Origin of the sequence: Agrobacterium sp. CCNWLW155, assembly GCF_036888815.1 — a bacterium.
GTDB lineage: Bacteria > Pseudomonadota > Alphaproteobacteria > Rhizobiales > Rhizobiaceae > Agrobacterium > Agrobacterium radiobacter.
The window spans coordinates 351,066-369,379 of record NZ_JBAKFW010000004.1 but is presented as its reverse complement, the minus strand read 5'-3'; the positions used below and the strand labels follow the sequence as shown (position 1 = coordinate 369,379).

General features: G+C 58.9%; 16 protein-coding genes and 1 tRNA gene. 14 read left to right on the top strand and 3 right to left on the bottom strand.

The window, feature by feature from the left end:
• Positions 1-31 precede the first annotated feature (31 nt).
• Positions 32-1,051 (top strand): bile acid:sodium symporter family protein, encoded by a 1,020-nt coding sequence (locus tag V6S97_RS16215; RefSeq protein WP_003505904.1) that lies wholly within the window; start codon positions 32-34, stop codon positions 1,049-1,051.
• A 63-nt stretch (positions 1,052-1,114) separates the two neighbouring features.
• Here V6S97_RS16215 and hspL read toward each other — a convergent pair whose 3' ends face one another.
• Positions 1,115-1,597, bottom strand: coding sequence for a heat shock protein HspL (hspL, locus tag V6S97_RS16210; RefSeq protein WP_003505905.1), 483 nt, complete (start codon positions 1,595-1,597; stop codon positions 1,115-1,117).
• Positions 1,598-1,758: 161 nt separating this feature from the next.
• Here hspL and V6S97_RS16205 point away from each other — a divergent pair, with 161 nt between their 5' ends.
• Together V6S97_RS16205 and V6S97_RS16200 are read left to right on the top strand one after the other, a co-directional pair.
• Entirely contained in the window at positions 1,759-2,004 is a 246-nt protein-coding gene (locus tag V6S97_RS16205) for a hypothetical protein (RefSeq protein WP_020810333.1), read from the top strand.
• On the top strand, positions 1,976-2,917 hold the full coding sequence (locus tag V6S97_RS16200; protein WP_112357019.1) for an alpha/beta fold hydrolase: 942 nt from the start codon (positions 1,976-1,978) through the stop codon (positions 2,915-2,917). The genes V6S97_RS16205 and V6S97_RS16200 overlap by 29 nt, the downstream gene beginning before the upstream one ends.
• 20 nt (positions 2,918-2,937) lie before the next feature.
• On the opposite strand, the gene hisN is transcribed toward V6S97_RS16200, so the two are convergent.
• Both hisN and V6S97_RS16190 read right to left on the bottom strand, forming a co-directional pair.
• Positions 2,938-3,714, bottom strand: coding sequence for a histidinol-phosphatase (gene hisN, locus V6S97_RS16195; RefSeq protein WP_113101151.1), 777 nt, complete (start codon positions 3,712-3,714; stop codon positions 2,938-2,940).
• Between the two features lie 318 nt (positions 3,715-4,032).
• Positions 4,033-4,917, bottom strand: coding sequence for an N-formylglutamate amidohydrolase (locus V6S97_RS16190; protein ID WP_003505913.1), 885 nt, complete (start codon positions 4,915-4,917; stop codon positions 4,033-4,035).
• Between the two features lie 181 nt (positions 4,918-5,098).
• On the opposite strand from V6S97_RS16190, the gene cpdR reads away from it, so the two are divergent.
• The 11 genes from cpdR to V6S97_RS16135 all read left to right on the top strand — a co-directional run bounded on the left by cpdR (position 5,099) and on the right by V6S97_RS16135 (position 18,228).
• On the top strand, positions 5,099-5,461 hold the full coding sequence (gene cpdR / locus V6S97_RS16185) for a cell cycle two-component system response regulator CpdR (RefSeq protein WP_003497910.1): 363 nt from the start codon (positions 5,099-5,101) through the stop codon (positions 5,459-5,461).
• Between the two features lie 81 nt (positions 5,462-5,542).
• A tRNA-Val gene (locus V6S97_RS16180) sits at positions 5,543-5,617 on the top strand.
• A 315-nt stretch (positions 5,618-5,932) separates the two neighbouring features.
• Positions 5,933-6,946 (top strand): substrate-binding domain-containing protein, encoded by a 1,014-nt coding sequence (locus V6S97_RS16175; RefSeq protein WP_107676694.1) that lies wholly within the window; start codon positions 5,933-5,935, stop codon positions 6,944-6,946.
• 70 nt (positions 6,947-7,016) lie between these two features.
• Complete coding sequence (locus V6S97_RS16170; RefSeq protein WP_112357017.1) at positions 7,017-8,537, top strand: sugar ABC transporter ATP-binding protein; 1,521 nt, start codon at positions 7,017-7,019, stop codon at positions 8,535-8,537.
• Positions 8,538-8,549: 12 nt separating this feature from the next.
• The gene (locus V6S97_RS16165) at positions 8,550-9,551 is read left to right on the top strand and encodes an ABC transporter permease (protein WP_003505919.1); all 1,002 of its coding nucleotides are present in this window, start codon (positions 8,550-8,552) and stop codon (positions 9,549-9,551) included.
• A 41-nt stretch (positions 9,552-9,592) separates the two neighbouring features.
• A complete protein-coding gene (locus V6S97_RS16160) occupies positions 9,593-10,567 on the top strand; it encodes a sugar-binding transcriptional regulator (RefSeq protein WP_003505921.1) in 975 nt (324 codons plus the stop codon).
• Positions 10,564-11,562 carry an aldo/keto reductase gene (locus V6S97_RS16155; RefSeq protein ID WP_112357016.1) on the top strand — a complete coding sequence of 333 codons (999 nt, stop codon included), beginning with the start codon at positions 10,564-10,566 and terminating at the stop codon, positions 11,560-11,562. The genes V6S97_RS16160 and V6S97_RS16155 overlap by 4 nt, the downstream gene beginning before the upstream one ends.
• Positions 11,563-11,682: 120 nt before the next feature.
• A complete protein-coding gene (locus V6S97_RS16150; protein ID WP_112357015.1) occupies positions 11,683-13,407 on the top strand; it encodes a glycerol-3-phosphate dehydrogenase/oxidase in 1,725 nt (574 codons plus the stop codon).
• Positions 13,408-13,409: 2 nt separating this feature from the next.
• Entirely contained in the window at positions 13,410-14,252 is an 843-nt protein-coding gene (locus V6S97_RS16145) for a class I fructose-bisphosphate aldolase (RefSeq protein WP_003505929.1), read from the top strand.
• Positions 14,245-15,744 carry an FGGY-family carbohydrate kinase gene (locus tag V6S97_RS16140; protein WP_162697155.1) on the top strand — a complete coding sequence of 500 codons (1,500 nt, stop codon included), beginning with the start codon at positions 14,245-14,247 and terminating at the stop codon, positions 15,742-15,744. The genes V6S97_RS16145 and V6S97_RS16140 overlap by 8 nt, the downstream gene beginning before the upstream one ends.
• A gap of 279 nt (positions 15,745-16,023) precedes the next feature.
• Complete coding sequence (locus V6S97_RS16135) at positions 16,024-18,228, top strand: methyl-accepting chemotaxis protein (RefSeq protein ID WP_334427480.1); 2,205 nt, start codon at positions 16,024-16,026, stop codon at positions 18,226-18,228.
• Positions 18,229-18,314 lie beyond the last annotated feature (86 nt).

The following is an 18,314-nucleotide window of genomic DNA, read 5'->3' as shown; positions in this document are numbered from 1 at the left end:
TCAAGCAAAACCGATGCCGGAAAGACCTCCCATGACCCGCTTCCTGCCCGATCGTTTCACCATGATGCTGGTGGCCACCGTGATTTTGGCCTCCATCTTGCCGATTAGCGGCGAGCCGGCGGAGTATTTCGGCCTTGCGACGAAACTGGCGATCGCGCTTCTCTTCTTTCTGCATGGTGCGCGGCTTTCGCGGGATGTGGTGATTGCGGGCATCCTGCACTGGCGCCTGCATCTGGCGATCCTGCTCGTCACCTTCGGCCTTTTCCCGCTTCTCGGCGTGGCAATCGGTTTCATTCCCGAAAGCATCCTGCCGGCACCGCTTTATATGGGTGTGCTGTTTCTCTGCGTGCTGCCATCCACCGTGCAGTCTTCCATCGCCTTCACCTCCATGGCGGGCGGAAACGTGCCAGCGGCGATCTGTTCGGCCTCGGCCTCGAATATCTTCGGCATGTTCCTCACGCCATTGCTGGTTGGCCTGCTGTTTACGGTGGGCGGCCATGGCGGCGGCTTTTCGCTGGACGCGTTCCTGCAAATCTTCCTGCAGCTTCTGTTGCCGTTCATCGTCGGGCAGGCTCTGCAGCCTTGGATCGGCGACTGGATCCGGGCGCGCAAGAAGCTGCTGTCCCCGGTCGATCGCGGTTCGATCCTGATGGTGGTCTATCTCGCATTCTCCGACGCTGTCATCGAGGGCATCTGGCACACGTTTTCGCTCAGGGATATCGGCGTTGTCATCCTCATCAACATCGTGCTTCTGGCGCTTGTTCTGTGCGTAACCATGTTCGGCAGCCGTCTGCTCGGTTTCGAGAAGGCCGATGAAATCACCATCACCTTCTGCGGATCGAAGAAGAGCCTCGCAAGTGGTGTTCCCATGGCGGGCGCGATTTTCGCCGGCCAGAGCATTGGCGCGATCGTTCTGCCGATCATGCTCTTCCATCAGATACAGCTGATGGTCTGCGCGGTTCTTGCTCAGCGTTATGCCCGCAAGGCGCATGAAAAGGCAGCGATCGCGGAAACGGCTGCTGCAGAGGGTGCGGCGGCATCCGCTCGCTAACAGGATTTCCGCAAACAAAAACGGCCCCCCTAAGGGGCCGTTCTTTTTGCATGTCAGAAAAGCTTAGTTGACCTGAGCCGGGGAAATCTGGGCTTCGATTGTCTTCGGCGCATCGGCGCTGTCGGACGAGATCGCGATGCGGCGCGGCTTCATCGCTTCCGGAATATTGCGGACGAGGTCGATGTGAAGCAGCCCGTTCTTCAAGGAAGCGGTCTGGACTTCGACGTGGTCGGCAAGCTGGAAGCGGCGTTCGAAAGCGCGCGTGGCGATGCCGCGATACAGGAATTCTCCCTCGGTGGTTTTTTCATCCGTGGCCTTCTCGGCCTTCACCGTCAGCGCATTGGCGCGGGATTCGATGCTGAGTTCGTTCTCATCGAAACCGGCAACGGCCATGGTGATGCGATAGGTGTTTTCGCCGGTCCGCTCGATATTGTAGGGCGGATAGGATTGGGCCTGTTCGGGCTGGCCGAGGCCGTCAAGCATCGAAAAAAGACGGTCGAAGCCGACGGTGGAACGATAGAGGGGGGAAAAATCAACGTGACGCATGGTGTCCTCCTTAAGAAGCGACTGTTTGCGGTTAAGTCCGGCGTCCCGTTCTGGCTACGGCCGGACATATGGCGCGGTCCCGTTCTGGCGACCGCATGAATGAGATGGGAATGGCTTGCCGCCGCGTCAAGGGGCGTGAAAAGGTGAAAGCAACATGAACCATGGCTGAACGTCAGGTTCCGGCATCGTTCAGTTTGAGAGCCATAAAACATCGGTCATCGGAGACATTCTCCGTGGACAGAAGCAATAACGTCCCTTCTTCTTCTGTCTTATTCGCCGGAACCGCGACTGCTTTAACCGACGGTTCCGGCAATTTTTTCTTTGACCTTCCCGCGCCGCCGACCTATCCCGAAAAGGCACAAAAGCCGGAAAAGACCGATGATCGAAGCCACATTGCGCGCCAGTGAAGACAACCCGGTTCCCGGCAACCATACCGTCGGATATTTTACCGGCCATGGCGGCAAACAGCTTCGATATGCAATCTTCCGCGCCAGCCGCCATATTGCCCGCGGAACGGTGGTTCTGCTGCATGGCAGGAATGAATGTATCGAGAAATATTTCGAAACGGTTGGCGATCTTACCGCCATGGGTTTCTGGGTTGCGACCTTCGATACACGCGGGCAGGGCGGTTCCGAGAGGCTGCTCAAGAAGCCGGGTGCCGGGCATGTGCGGCGGTTCTCCGACTACCAGCATGACATCAGCCTTTTTCTCGAGCAGGTGGTGCTGCCGGATACGCGGCTGCCATTCTTCATGATCGCGCATTCTACCGGCGCGCTTGCAGCACTTGCGGCTGCTCCCGGCCTGTCGAACCGCATTGACCGTCTGGCCCTTTGTTCGCCCTTCATCGAGCTGGATAGCCAGCAATCGGTTCCCTCACCCGTGATCCGGATTGTTGCGACGGCCTTGAGTCTTGTCGGTCTCGGCAGGGTTCAGCTCGGCAGAGACCAGCGCGAACGGGATTTCGACGGCAATCCGCTGACCTCGGACGCCAGGCGTTTTGCCAGAAATCTGACCCTGCACCGGCAGTTTTCGGAATTGTTCATCGGTGCGCCGACGGCGCGCTGGGTCTATGAGGCGCTGAAGACCATGGGCCGGGTGAAACGCCAGGATCACCTGACGAATATTACCGTACCGACGCTTATTCTGGCGCCGATGCTGGACACGATCACGCCCTATAAGGCGCAGGAAGAACTCTCACGCAATTTCCGGGCGGCGCAGCTTCTTCCGATAACCGGCGCGCGCCACGAATTGCTGCATGAGCGCGATGTTTTCCGCAAACAGGCGCTGGCGGCCATCGACGCGTTTTTCGCGCCGGAGTGATGGCCGCCCAAGCGGGCTGCCTAGAGTTTGGAGAGAATGGCGAGCGCCTGTTCGTGCACCGCTTTTGAGCCGGCTGCGAGAATGCGACCACCATTTTCCGGGCGCCCGCCACCCCAGGTGGTCATGATGCCGCCGGCCTGTTCGATCACAGGGATCAAAGCGCCGACATCATAGGGCTTCAGCCCGGATTCGATCACCAGATCGACATGGCCGGCCGCCAGCAGGCAATAGGCGTAACAATCCACGCCGTAGCGGAAAAGGCGGACCTGATCCTGCACTTCTTCGTAAAGGGGCTTTTCTTCCGCAGTAAAGATGTGGGGAGTCGTGGTGAACAAAACGGCGTCCGATAGCGAAGCGCAATTGCGCGTGCGGATTTTCCGCTCGCCATCCGGCCCGAAATACCACGCCGCCTCGCCATCGGCGAAATAACGCTCTTTGGTGAAGGGCTGGTCCATGATGCCCATCGTGGCGCGGCCGGCCGACTGGAAGCCGATCAGCGTGCCCCACACGGGCACGCCGGAAATGAAGGCGCGGGTGCCGTCGATCGGGTCGATGACCCAGATATGCTCGCGGTCGAGGCCGACATTGCCGTGTTCTTCGCCGAGAATACCATGCTGCGGAAAATGTGCTTCAATCAGGGTGCGAATGGCGGTTTCTGCTGCCTGATCGCCTTCCGTCACCGGGTCGTAGCCACCATCCTGCTTATTGGTGACGGCAATGCCCGTGCGGAAGCGGGGAAGCGTCTCGGCGCTGGCGGCATCGGCAAGTTTGAAGAAGAAATCCCGGTCGGGCAGCATGCGAAACCTCATCGCCTGAATATTGGGTCTGAATTCTGTGGCGCAATGCATAGACCGGAATCACATCCGCCGTCCACTGATACGGATGACGGGACCGGTGTTTCCATATTTTCAGCAGAAGCCTAAAAAATATGCATAAAATAAAATGATTGACAATTGTGCAGATACTGCGTAGCGTTACCCTGCAGTCTTTGACTGTAAATACCCTCCTTGGGTGTTTCCTCCCTAGACTTGACCGCGCCAAGGCGCGGTTTTTTTTGCCCGGCAAGCCGCCAGGTGATCCGGGATAAAGATTGAATTTGTGGGTGATTCGAGCTGCTACTCGGCAGCGAGCGACGTTTCGATTGCGTATTCGGAAACGAAGACGCCGAGCTGGCGCATGAAGATTTCAAGCGATGCCTGAATGGCCGGAAAATCGGCTTTTTTAAGAAGCGTCTTTTCATCGACATAAAGTGCGCGATTGACCTCTATCTGCAGCGCATGCAGCGAGCGGATCGGCCGGCCATAATGTTCGGTGATGAAGCCGCCGGCATAGGGTTTGTTACAGACCGCGACAAAACCCAGTTCCTCGAGAAAATGCAGGGCGGCGCGGGAGACTTCCTGGGATGCGCTGGTGCCGTAGCGATCACCGATGATCACATCTGGCCTGAGATTTGAACCGGCGACACGGATATTGCCCGGCATGGAATGGCAATCGATCAGCACCGCCATTCCGAAATTGGCGTGGGTGCGTGACAGCAGGCGGCGCAGGCAGGCATGGTAGGGCTTGTAGATCGTCTCGATCCGCGAAAGCGCCTCGTCGACCGGCAGGCGATGGGCATAGATATCCATATTCTCGGCGACGATGCGCGGCACCGTTCCCAGACCGCCGGCGACCCGCATGGAGCCAATATTGGCGTAAGGCGGCAACGTGCCTTCGAACATGCGAGGATCGAGTTCGTAGGGTTCGCGATTGACGTCCAGATAGGCGCGCGGGAAATTCGCCTTCAGAAGCGGTGCGCCGATCTCCGGTGCTGCCGCGAACAGCTCGTCGACGAAGTGATCTTCGGAGCGGCGGATCTCGTGCGAATCGAGCCGTGCCGATTCCAGGAAGGAAATGGGGTAGCAGCGGCCGCTATGGGGGGAATTATAGACAAATGGCAGGGTTTGAACGGCAGGTTCCGTTACCTCAAAAAGCTCATATTCACCCGTTACCCAGTCCATTCAGTGCCATTTACCATGTCGCAAACAATCGGGATGTTCATGTTGCCAGTTACGGTGCGGCAAGTCCATACTATCGCCTAAGCAGCGCTATACCGATTCACGTGTTCACAGGATATTTACCGTGAAAATCCTATAATCGGGCTAGGGTATTTCAAACATTGAGTAGTTACGGTCACTTATGATGAATCAGAAAATTCTTCTCGCTGAAGACGACAACGATATGCGCCGCTTTCTCGTCAAGGCGCTGGAAAAAGCCGGTTACAAGGTTTCTTCCTTCGACAACGGCGCCAGCGCCTATGACCGGCTTCGCGAAGAGCCCTTTTCGCTCCTGCTGACCGATATCGTCATGCCCGAAATGGACGGCATCGAGCTTGCGCGGCGCGCGACCGAACTCGACCCGGACCTCAAAGTCATGTTCATCACCGGCTTTGCAGCCGTTGCACTGAACGCCGATTCGAAGGCTCCGAAGGACGCCAAGGTGCTTTCCAAGCCGTTCCATCTGCGCGATCTGGTGGATGAGGTCAACAAACTCCTTGTGGCGTAAGGCCTCTCAAAAAACCTTCACAAAACCGAAAAAAAGCAGTTGACGCATCAACCGGTTTTGTGGTCTATCCGCCGCCACGGAGGGCGTGTAGCTCAGCGGGAGAGCACTACGTTGACATCGTAGGGGTCACAGGTTCAATCCCTGTCACGCCCACCATCCGAATTCATGAAAAGGGTTTCTGAGCAATCAGAAACCCTTTTTTCGTTTCTGGCCTGCGCTTACCGCAACCTCCTTTCTCAAGCTTAAGAATTCTTCGGGACCTGGTCGACATCAGGAAATCGACAAGGCGGGAATCGTTTGCGCTGGTTTCAATCTTGGCCGCAATCGTGTCTCGCAATAAATTTCACGATACAAAATAAAATTCAAACCACGTTGACGTGACCTCGGTTTCCGGCTATCTCAAGTGACATGCAATAAATTACATCATATAAAATTTATTGCGGACTAAGTCATTGTCCTTGGGAGGGGAATATGTTGGCTTTTCTGAAATCGACCGCTGCCGCGGGTGTTATAGCCGTGGCGATTTCCGCTGGTGCCGGCTCTCAGGCCGTCGCTGCGGACAAATTCGCCTGCGAGCCGGGCGAGACCTATGTGATGAACGTCATGGTTTCCAGCCACCCCTATTGGGTGCCGGTCTTTGAGGGCTTCAAGCAGGCAGCAAAGGCGCTCGGCTGCGAGGCCGTTTTTACCGGTACGCCGGAATATGACATCACCAAGCAGATCGCGTCCTTCGAGCAGGAACTCGTGAAGAAGCCGAAAGGCATCCTGCTGCACCCGATGCAGGCCGATCCATTTATCGAACCCATCAACAAGGCGATTGGCTCCGGCGTTTCGGTGACGACTTTTGCGGCGGATTCTCCGAAGTCGAAGCGCACTGCCTACATCACCTCTGATAATGTCGCCGAGGCGAAATTCGCGGCTGACGAAATCGTCAAGAAGCTTGGTGAAAAAGGCGAATATGCCGTTCTGGAAAATCCGGGACAGAGCAATCACGATCTGCGCGTCACCGCCCTCATCGACTATATGGGGCGCACCTATCCGGGAATGAAGCTGGTCGGCCGCCAGGCGACCAACCAGGATGCGAATGTCGCCTATCAGGCAGTTGGCGCCCTGCTGCAGGCCAATCCAAATCTCGGCGCATTATGGATACCCGAGGCCGGTTCGGCTGAAGGCGCGACCACCGCTGTTCTCGAGGCAAAAAAGAAGGTCCTGATCCTGCATGCGGATATCACGCCTGCAACGCTGGAACATATCAAGCAGGGCAATATCTACATGTCCATCAATCCCAATCAGGGCGTTCAGGGTTTCATGGGTTTCATGAACACCTTTCTCGGCGCCCATTCGGATCTGATCGACCCCTTCAACGACTACAAGGTTTCCGGCTTCAACCCGATGCAGGTTCCTTCGATGGACAATGGCTTCGCCGTCATCACCAAGGCGAACGCCGCTTCCTTCGATCTCAACGACTATATGAAGGGGCGCTGACGCGTCGCTCTGGACCCGGCGAGGTTTGCGCCTCGCCGGCCATATGGGGAAGCAGGTTCGGGAGGGCGTTATGGGTGAGGTCATCCTCAGCATGACGAATATTCACAAGGCGTTCGGCCCCGTGCGGGCGCTGCGCAATGCGGCATTTGAGCTGCGGCGCGGCGAAATCCACGCGCTGGCGGGTGAAAACGGCGCCGGCAAGTCGACGCTGATGCATATCATCGACGGCATTTTGCAGCCGGATGGCGGGGAAATCCTGCTGGATGGCAAACCGGTCAAGATATCCTCGCCCAATGCGGCGAACCGGCTTGGCATCGGCTTCGTGCATCAGGAGATCGCGCTCTGCCCGGAGATTTCGGTCGCCGAAAACATGTTCATGTCGCAGACCGGCCAAAGCCGTTCCTGGTTCATGAACTATCGCGACCTCGAAAGGCAGGCGGCAATCGTGCTGCGGGAAATCGGCGATATCGATCCCACCCGCCGCGCCGGCGACCTTTCGATTTCGCAACAGCAGATCGTCGAGATCGCCAAGGCGCTGACGCTGGATTGCCGCATCCTGATCCTTGACGAGCCGACGGCGGCTTTGACCGAGACCGAAGCCCAGACGCTTTTCAGGATCATGCACCGGCTGGCGGAACGGGGCATTGCCATCATCTATATCTCGCATCGCATGGCGGAGATTTTCGACCATTGCGACCGCATCACCATCATGCGCGACGGCTGCCATATCAGGACGGAGAATATTGCCGACATTTCCCCCGAGGAGGTCGTCAACAGCATGGTCGGACGGGTGCTCGACAAGCTCTACCCGCCAAAGCTTTCGGACGACGAGAAATCCGATGACATCATTCTTTCGGTTCGGGGCTTGAATGAAGGAAAGCGCGTTTTCGATGTCAATTTCGATCTGCGTCGGGGCGAAATCCTGGGGTTGGCAGGGCTGATCGGTGCGGGAAGAAGCGAGATTGCCCGGGCGGTCTGCCGGTTGGAGGGAAAACCGAGAGGCGAGGTTACGCTGCGTGGCCGGCCGCTGAGGCTGAAAGACTACCGTGACAGCATCCGCGAGGGGCTGGTCTATCTGTCCGAGGACCGCAAGGGGGACGGGCTGTTCCTCAATATGTCCATCGCCTCGAATGTCTCCGCGCTCGATATCGGCAGGGTATCGAACGGCATGGGCTTCATCGAACGGCGCAAGGAGATGAAGCGGGCCGATGAGCTGGGACGTCGGCTGAAATTGCGGGCGAACAGTGTTGGCGATGCGGTGTCGACCTTGAGCGGCGGCAACCAGCAGAAGGTAGCGCTGGCGAAGATGCTGTCGGTAGAGCCGGAGGTCATCTTTCTGGATGAGCCGACACGCGGGGTGGATGTGGGTGCGAAAGCCGAAATCCACCGCCAGATCCGGGAACTGGCGCGTGAGGGGGTCGGCGTGGTCGTCATTTCTTCGGAACTGCCGGAACTTATCGGCGTCAGCGATCGCGTGCTGGTGGTGCGCGAGGGACGGATCACGGGTGAGGTCGAGGGCGAAGACATGACGGAGGAAAAGATCATGCAGCTTGCATCGATCAATATTGTGCATAGCCCGGAAAGGGCCTGAGGGAGCGGGAAAATGGCAACATCGGAAACACCTTCAAGCCTTGCCGAAACGGCGGTTCGCCGCACCGCCTGGTGGGAGCCGGCGCTCAAGGCGCGGGAAACCGGGCTGATCGTCATCATCCTTGCGCTTTTTGCAGTGATGTCCTTCATATCTCCGTATTTCCTGACCGTGGATAATCTGCGGGCCATGGCCATGGTCTTCGCCATTGAAAGCATTGTCGTGGTTGGCATGACGATCCTCTTGATCTCGGGCGGCATCGATCTTTCGGTCGGCTCCGTCACCGCACTGGCGATGGTGGCGGCCGGCTGGCTTTTCCTTAATGGCGTCGATCCCTGGGTGGCGGCGGGGCTGGCGATCTGCCTGACGACATTGGTCGGCATGGCGATGGGATTTCTGACCACGGTCATCGGCCTGCATCATTTCATCGTGTCGCTGGGCGTCATGGTGATTGCGCGCGGTGTTTGCCTGCTGGCAACCGGCGGGCGGCCACTGGGGCTCTATTCCCTGCCGCCCGAATTCAAATTCATCGGTCAGGGTGTGATTGGCGGCATTCCGCTGGTGCTGATCATATTTGCGGTGGTGGTCGTCTCTTTCGATCTGCTGCTGCGGCGCACGACCGCCTTCCGTAAGGTGTTCTATACCGGCAGCAATCCCAAGGCCGCAGCCTATTCCGGCATCCGCGTCGGCCGGGTCGTGTTTGCCACCACCACGCTTTGTTCGATGCTGTGCGGTGTGGCAGGCGTTATCTACATGGCCCGCTTCGGTTCTGCCCAGCCGAGCTTTGGCGTCGGCATGGAACTCAACGTTATTGCGGCGGCGGTTATCGGCGGCGCGAGCCTTTCGGGCGGCTCGGGCACCATTCTCGGTGCAATCCTTGGGGCGATCCTTCTCTCGGTCGTTTCCAGTTCGCTTGCCTTGCTCAATGTGTCTGTCTACTGGCAGGACATCATCAGGGGAAGCATATTGCTGACTGCGGTTCTGTTCGACCACTATCTGGTCAGGCGTCGCCGCTGAGCGCCCATTGAACGCCCATGGGTAACTGGAGAAAGACGATCATGCTGGATATCAAGGACGATTTCGATCAACAGAGACAGATGTATTCCGTCCTGGTGCTGCATTTCATCGAGGGGGTGAAGCAGTCAGAGATCGCCGAGCGGCTCAATCTTTCCCATACCAAGGTGAACCGCATGATTGCGGCCGGCCGCAAGGCGGGCATGGTGAAGATCACCATCGCTAGCCCCTATCAGAGGCTGGTGGATCTCGAAAGCGAGATCACCCGTCGTTTCGGCCTCAGGCAGTCGGTGGTCACACCAACGGTATCCGATAATCCGGAAACCGCCTTGCAGATGGTGGGTCGGGTGGCCGCCAACCATTTGCTGGAGACGATCCGTGACGGTGACGTGATCGCGATTACGGGCGGCAAGGCGGTGAGCGCGGTTGTCGACAATCTGCAGGCGGAGCGTCGTTTCGATGTGCGGGTGGTGCCTTTGACGGGCGGCGTGCAGGGCAAGCACTATACGGATGTCAATCATCTCGCCACGCAGCTGGCGGAGAAACTCGGCGGCAGCGCCTCGCTCGTGCATGCGCCGCTGTTTGCCGAGGATGAGGAACAGCGCGATTTGCTGATGAACGTCGCATCGATCCGCGAGGTCTTCGATCTGGCGCGGCAGGCGCAGGTGGCGCTGGTCGGCATCGGTTCGGTGGAGGCGCCGGGCTCCGGCTACTACGATCTTCTGCCGGATGCCGCCCGTGGCGGGCAGGCGCTGGTGGATGCGGGCATTGCCGGGGAATTTCTTGCCCACCTCACCATGGCGGACGGGCAGCTGGCGCGGATCGATCTCAACTCGCGCGTGGTGGCGCTGGACCCCGGGCAGCTTGCCCGGTGCCCGAATATCATTGGCGTGGCGGCAGGCGCCATCAAGGCTGGACCGGTGGCTGCCACGCTTGCCGGCCGTTATCTGACCTCGCTCGTCGTGGACGAGGCAATAGCCGGCTATTTACTGGATCATGAAGGAGGGGAAACCTCGTGACAGACAATGCAATATTGACCCGGACGATCGGCGGCAGCGCCATCAGCGCATCCGCCGTGGGGCTTGGCACCTGGGCCATCGGTGGCTGGATGTGGGGTGGCACCGACGAGCGGCAATCCATCGCCGCCATACAGGCCTCCATCGATGCGGGAATTTCCCTCATCGATACCGCACCGGCCTATGGCATGGGGCTTGCGGAAACCATCGTCGGCAAGGCAATTGCCGGCAGGCGTGACAAGGTGGTGCTGGTCACCAAATGCGGGCTTGTCTGGCATGTGAATGAGGGTGCCTATTTCTTCCATCAGGATGGCAAGCCGGTTCACCGTTATCTCGGCGCCGCGTCCATCCGGCATGAGGTCGAAGAGAGCCTGAAACGGCTCGGAACCGACTATATCGACCATTACGTCACCCATTGGCAGGACGCCACGACGCCGATTGCCGAGACGGTCGGGGCTTTGGTGCGGCTGAAGGAGGAGGGAAAGATCCGTTCCATCGGGGCAAGCAACGTTTCGCCGGACGATCTCGAAGCCTATATCGCAACCGGCGCGCTGGATGCCATTCAGGAAGAATATTCCATGGTGAAGCGCGGTATCGAGACGACGCTCCTGCCGCTTTGCCTGGAGAATGCCGTCTCGGTTCTCAGCTATTCGTCGCTGGCGCTCGGTCTCCTCTCGGGCAAGGTTGGGCCGGAGCGGGTTTTTGCGGAAGACGACCAGCGTCACGGCAACCCGCGCTTCAGTCAGGCGAACCGCCAGAAAATCGCACGGTTGATGGGGGTGCTGGAACCGGTGGCGGCCACCCATGAGGCTTCGGTCGCGCAGGTGGTGATTGCCTGGACGATTGCGCAGCCGGGCATAACATTTTCGCTGTGTGGCGCGCGTGATCCGGCTCAGGCGGTTGAAAACGCCGCGGCGGCGCGTCTTCGCCTCACGGAGAGTGAACTGGCGCTCATCAGTGCCGGCGTCGCGGAGCATCTTGTGGGGCTCGATACCTGATTATGTAAGCTGAGACGGGACTTCAGGCGAACAGCGCATCATTTTCGTCCCGTCTCTCACGTCGCTTTAAACGGTCAACAACATTGGGACGCTGGTCATCAGCCAGCGAACGGTATTTCTATGCCCAGTTTTCGCGAGGACGCTCTGCGCCGCATCCGGCACGATGGTGATTTTGATGCCGTCGTTATCGGCGGCGGCATCAACGGAATTGCCGCCTATCGCGATCTCGCCCTGCAGGGGCTGCGGGTGCTGCTGGTCGAACGCAACGATTTCTCCTCAGGCTGCAGCGCCGCACCCTCGCGCATGATCCATGGCGGCCTGCGTTATCTCGAAAACGGTGAATTCAGCCTCGTGGCAGAGTCTTTGCGGGAGCGGGACGCACTTCTGAGACTCGCCCCGCATATGGTTCGTCCGCTGCCGACCACGATCCCGATTTTCTCGACTTTCAGCGGCCTTTTCAACGCGGCAGCAACCTTTGCCGGCTCAGGCGGAAAACCCGCAAGCCGGGGCGCTCTCGCCATCAAGGCGGGTCTCATGCTCTATGATTTTGTCACCCGAAAAAACCGTATTCTGCCCCGTCACGCGTTTCGAGGCGCGCCCGGGACTTTGCAGCATTGGCCGGATCTGACGCCGGAAATCAGATACTCCGCCACTTACTACGATGCGTGGATAAGCCAGCCTGAACGGCTTGCGCTGGAGCTTCTGATCGACACCCGTACCGATGCGCCGCAAAGCATTGCGCTCAACTATGCCGAACTTGTCCGTCTTGGCGATGAGTACCGTCTTCGGCTGGAGGGCGCGGATGAAACTCTGCCCATCCGCCCAAGGATCATCGTCAATGCGACCGGCGCATGGATCGACGAGACGATTGGCACGCTGACCGCCGGACCAGTGGCGGAGAAAGCAAAACCGACCGTCTCCGGAACCAAGGGATCACATCTGATTATCGCCAACGACGCGCTTCTCAAGGCCCTGAACGGCCATATGATCTTTTTCGAGAATGCCGATAATCGCGTCTGTATCCTCTTTCCCTATCTCGGCCGTGTTCTCGCTGGCTCGACCGATATCAAGGTGGATCGGCCCGAGCGGGTGCGCTGCGAGCCCGAGGAGCGGGATTATATTATCGAGGCGATCCGGCAGGTCTTTCCGCAGATTGCCATCGACCATTCCGACATTGTCTTCAGTTTCAGCGGCATACGCCCGCTGCCGCGCAGCGATGCCGCCTTTACCGGAAAAATATCCCGCAGCCATTTCATCCACCGCGTTGCGGGCGATCCGCCACAGCTCTGCATGATCGGCGGCAAGTGGACCACCTTCAGAGCCTTTGGTGAGCAGGTGACCGACGAGGTTCTGGCCTTTCTTGGACGCAGACGACTGACCGGTACCATGGATCGCCCAATCGGCGGCGGCAGGAATTTTCCCACCGGCGCAGGCAGCCTGCCGGCCTTGCTGTCCGAGGAGTTTTCGATCGCCGGAGACCGGGCGGAGCATCTGGTTCTGGCTTACGGCTCCCGCGCCTTCGATCTGATGGGCTTTTGCCGGGACCGCGCAGATGATGCGCCGCTTTCAGAAAAATCGTCGATCACCGCCGCCGAGGTGATCTGGCTGATCCGCTGCGAACATGTCCGACACCTGACCGATCTCGTCCTGCGGCGCACGACGCTCGCCATCACCGGCGTCATCGATGCCGAACTGATCGACGCGATCTTGAACGTCGCGGCACGCGAGCTGGGCTGGCCGACCACCCAGGCGGCAGCGGAACGGCAGCGGCTTACCGATGAGCTGGAGACTTTTTACGGCGTCACGCCGGCAATGCTTCAACACAGATGCAAGGAGAATGCATGATGATGCGGATTTCGAAAAAGGCGCGCATGAACCGGCTGTTTCGCAATGGCGGCTGCCTCGATGTGGCCATTGATCACGGGGTTTGCAACGAGCCGAGCTTCCTTGTCGGGCTGGAGGATATGGCGCAGACCGTGGGCAGGCTGGTCGAGGCCGGTCCCGATGCTATCCAGATGGCCTATGGGCAGGCCGATCTGCTGCAGCAGCGGCCGGAGCGCGACAAGCCGGCCCTCGTCATGCGTATCGACATGGGCAATCCCTATAATTCCACGCGCCACAGAACGATGTGGTCGCAGTTACAGAACCATCACGATCCGATCATCGGTGCGCTGGAAATGGATGCCGCCTGCGTCGTCGTGAACCTGTTCATGCTGCCGGACGAGCCGGACCTGTTTCGTCAATGCGTCGAAAACATCAGTCGCGTGCGGGCAGATTGCCATCGTTTCGGCATGCCGCTGATGATCGAACCTCTGGTGATGCTGCCCAATGATATCAGGGGCGGTTATCAGGTGGATGGCGATGCGGAAAAGATCGTCACGCTGGTGCGTCTTGCCTCGGAAATGGGAGCCGATATCATCAAGGCCGATCCGACCAGCGATCCGCGCGATTTTCACAAGGTGATCGAAGCCGCGCGGTGCCCGGTGCTGGTGCGGGGCGGGGGACGTGAGGACTTGCGCAATGTACTGGCAAAATCGGCGGCTCTGGTGGCCGAAGGCGCGAACGGCATGGTCTATGGGCGCAATATCTATCAGCACGACAATCCCAAGGCCGTCGTTGCGGCGTTGATGGCCATCATCCATCAGGGTGCAGGTGGTGAGGAAGCATGGGATATCTATAATCGTGGCTGACAAAAATTACATATTGGGTCTCGATGTCGGCAACACGGTCATCAAGGCCGTGCTGTTCGACACGGCGGGCCGGCAGATCGCGCAACACGCCATCGATGGACAGTCGACATTCCCTCAGCCCGGCTATGTCGAGCGCGATCTTGAGGAATTATGGCGGAACGGCTGCGAGGCGATCCGCCAGCTGCTGGTAAAATCCTCTGTCGATCCCTCCAGCATTCTGGCGGTGGGCTGCGCCGGCCACGGCAATGGTCTTTACCTTCTGGACAAGAACCAGCAGCCCCTGATCGGCATCCAGTCGCTCGACAGCCGCGCCGCCGATGTGGCGGCAGAGCTTGACCGGAAAAGCGGAGCGCAGTTGCAGGCTCGTTGCCTGCAGCGGCCATGGCCTGCGCAAACACCCAGCCTGCTTGCCTGGGTCAAACGGCATGCGCCCGATCTATACGGGCAGATCGGCACGGTCCTGTTCTGCAAGGATTTCGTCAATTTCCGCCTGACGGATTGCCTTGCCAACGATATTTCGGACCTCAGTGGTGCGGGGCTGCTGGCCTTGCCGGAAGCGCGGCTCGACCGCGAGCTCCTGTCACTTTACGATCTTGAGGATGGGTTCGCGTTCTTCCCCCGTCTCGTGGAATCGGCTGATATTGTCGGCCATGTGACAAGCGGGGCTGCTGACATCACGGGGTTGCCTGAAGGCATACCCGTCATTGGCGGTTTCTTTGATGTGGTCTCCAGCGCCATGGGGTCGGGCGTCATCAATGCCGGGGAAGCGTCCATCATCGCTGGTACCTGGAGCATCAATCAGGTTTTCGCAGACAAACCGGTCATCAGTCCCGATGTCTTCATGGTCACGACCTTTGGCCGTGACCGCTATGTCAATATCGAATCCAGCGCCACCTCCGCCGCCAATCTTGAATGGTACGTGCATCGTGTTCGCGGCGACCATGGTGACCATGCCTTCGAGCGCTGCAACGAATTGGTCGGTTCCGTCACACCGCGCGCCGACGATCCGTTTTTTCATCCGTTCATTTTCGGATCGAGGCTGGGTGCGGAATTTCGGGGCGGCTTTTATGGCCTCGCCGGATGGCATGGCGAGGGCCATATGTTGCGTGCCCTGTTCGAAGGTGTGTGTTTCGAACATCGTCGCCATATCGGTGTCCTGCGCGAAGCGGGATTGCCGGTGGAAAGCGCCGTGATGTCTGGCGGCGGTTCCCGCAGCCAGCATTGGCCGCAGATCATGGCTGATGTTCTGGAAATTCCGCTGCGTGTCGCGGAGGCGCGCGAGACGGGCGCACTCGGCGCGGCCATTGGCGCGGCCGTGGCGATTAGGCTTTATCCTGATTATGAGGAGGCGGTTGCGGCGATGACACGGGTCGCGAATGCTTATCAGCCGGATGCTGCGCAAGTCTCGCACTATGGGCGGCGCTATGGTCTCTATGCGGAATTGACCGCACAGTTGCGCGGCTTCTGGAGCGCCTTGAGGTTGCCGCAATAGTCTCCGGCTTCGGCAGAGCGCAATTCCGCGCTGCATCAAACAGAGCCCCTGCGCAGAGAAGTATCTGTGCAGGGGATAAAATATCGCGTAATAGCTTGTATATACTTCAATATTGCAACTTTATAAAGTATTGATGTTTTTTAATTGCGTGTGAAAAATAGAATTGAAAGTAAATCTTAAACTTAATTTCTTAAGCTCACTCTCCAGCCCGGTCGCCAACAGTTGCGCACGCACCCGTAACTCCCGCTACCGTCGCAGCATAGTTTTGAGGGATGGGACATGCTTTTTAAATCGACAACGGGCCGGAATATTTTTGCGGTTGCCGCATGTGGTGTCTTTGCGACGATCGCGGCTTCGGCCGTGCTGTTTTATCGGTCCATGGAGGATACCAGGGCCAACAATCTCGAGCGTATGCGGCAGATCGCCCATGCCGAAGCGCTAGTGACCGAAAAGAATATCGGCGGTACCATTCACATCGTCAACAGCCTCGCCTCCGTTCTGGAATCGATGAAACAGTCAGGTGATGCCGACCGGGGCAAGGCCGATCAGATCATTCACCAGATGCTGGCCAATAACCCCGATATCCTTGGCCTCTGGACCGGATGGGAGCCCAATGCGTTTGACGGTAAGGACGCGGATTTCGCCAACAGGGAAGGCCATGACGCGACCGGCCGGTACATACCCTATTGGGTACGCAGCGGCGGCAAAACAAGCAATACCGCTTTGACCGACTATGCCACCGCAGGCCCGGGCGATTATTATCAATTGCCCTTTACCCTGAAGAAAACGGTCGTCATCGAACCCTATTCTTATGCAATCGACGGCAAGGAGGTTCTGATCACCTCGATCGCCAAGCCGGTTATGGTCGATGGCAAACCTCTGGGCGTTGCTGGCCTCGACCTGTCGCTTGATGAAACAGGCAAGGCGCTTTCGACCGTGCGGCCCATGGGAACGGGTTTCGTCAGTCTCGTCAGCGGCGGCGGCAAGATCATCAGCCATCCGGATGCGGCGATCATGGGAAAAAGCCTTGCGGATGGCGGTGCGCAGACCGCTGGCTGGGATCAGCTGATTGCAAATCCCGGTGCGGAGCGGGAGATTACCACACAGGACGGAACGAAGTCCTTCGCCATCGCCTTGCCCGTCATGCTTACCCAGGACATGAAATGGTACGCAATCATCTCGGTGCCGGAAGAAACAGTGCTTGCGCAGCTGCATGCCATGATGCGTGACGCCGCTGTGACGATCGTGACGGCCACCGTGCTGCTGGCGCTGGCGGGATGGTTCATCGCGCGGCGGTTCATCGGGCGCATCGCCAACATCATCGATGAGACCGCCCAGATTGCGCAGGGAAATCTTCAGCTGACACTAAAGGATATCGAGACAAGGGACGAGATCGGCGATCTTGCCCGCTCGCTTGACGTTCTGCGCGAAAACAATCGACAAAAGGCCTCGCTGGAACAGCAGGCGGAGAGCAACCGCGCGCTTGGCGAAGAAGAGCGCACGGTCCGGGAACGCAGGGCCGCCGATGAGGCGAGCAGCATCCGCTTTGCCGTCGACAGCCTGGCCTATGCGCTGGCAAAGCTCGCCGACGGCGATGTGTCCTGTCGAATAGACGATCCCTTTGTCGAGCAGCTCGATGCGGTGCGGAGCGACTTCAACGGCTCGGCCGGGAAATTGCAGGACGCGCTTCTGCGGGTATCGGAAAATGCCTCTGGCATCGATGCCGGCGCCAATGAAATCAAGGCGGCGTCCGATGATCTGGCGCGGCGAACGGAGCAGCAGGCGGCGGCCGTTGAAGAAACCGCTGCCGCCCTTGAGGAGATCACGATAACGGTAAAGGATGCCGCGAACCGTGCACATGAGGCGGGCCGGCTCGTTTCCCGCACGCGCATCGGCGCGGAACGGTCGGGTGAGGTCGTACGGCAGGCCGTGCTGGCGATGGAGCGGATAGAGAAATCGTCAAACGAGATTTCCAGCATCATCGGCGTGATCGACGAGATCGCGTTCCAGACGAATTTGCTGGCGTTGAATGCCGGGGTGGAAGCGGCGCGTGCCGGCGAGGCGGGCAAGGGTTTTGCCGTGGTGGCGCAGGAAGTGCGTGAGCTTGCCCAACGCTCCGCCGCCGCGGCGAAGGAAATCAAGTCGCTGATCACAAAGTCGAACCAGCAGGTCGAAGACGGCGTGCATCTTGTCGGCGACACCGGCAAGGCGCTCGATGTCATCGTTGCCGAAGTGCAGGAGATCAACCAGCACGTCGCCGCGATCGTGGAATCCGCGCAGGAACAGTCGTCCGGCCTCCAGCAGATCAACGTTGCCGTCAACCAGATGGATCAGGACACGCAGAAAAATGCGGCAATGGTCGAGGAGATGACTGCCGCAAGCCACACCCTGGCAACAGAGGTCGATGCGCTGAACCGGCTGCTCGGCCAGTTCGAACTCGGTCAGGGAACGGGTGTCCATCGGGGTTCTCTCAGGGCGGCCTGATTGGACGCCTTCGCCATCGGCGCTGTTGGGGCCGGCGGGGAAATGGAAGATGGACTTTGTCTGCAAATTGAGCATCTTATTCCTGC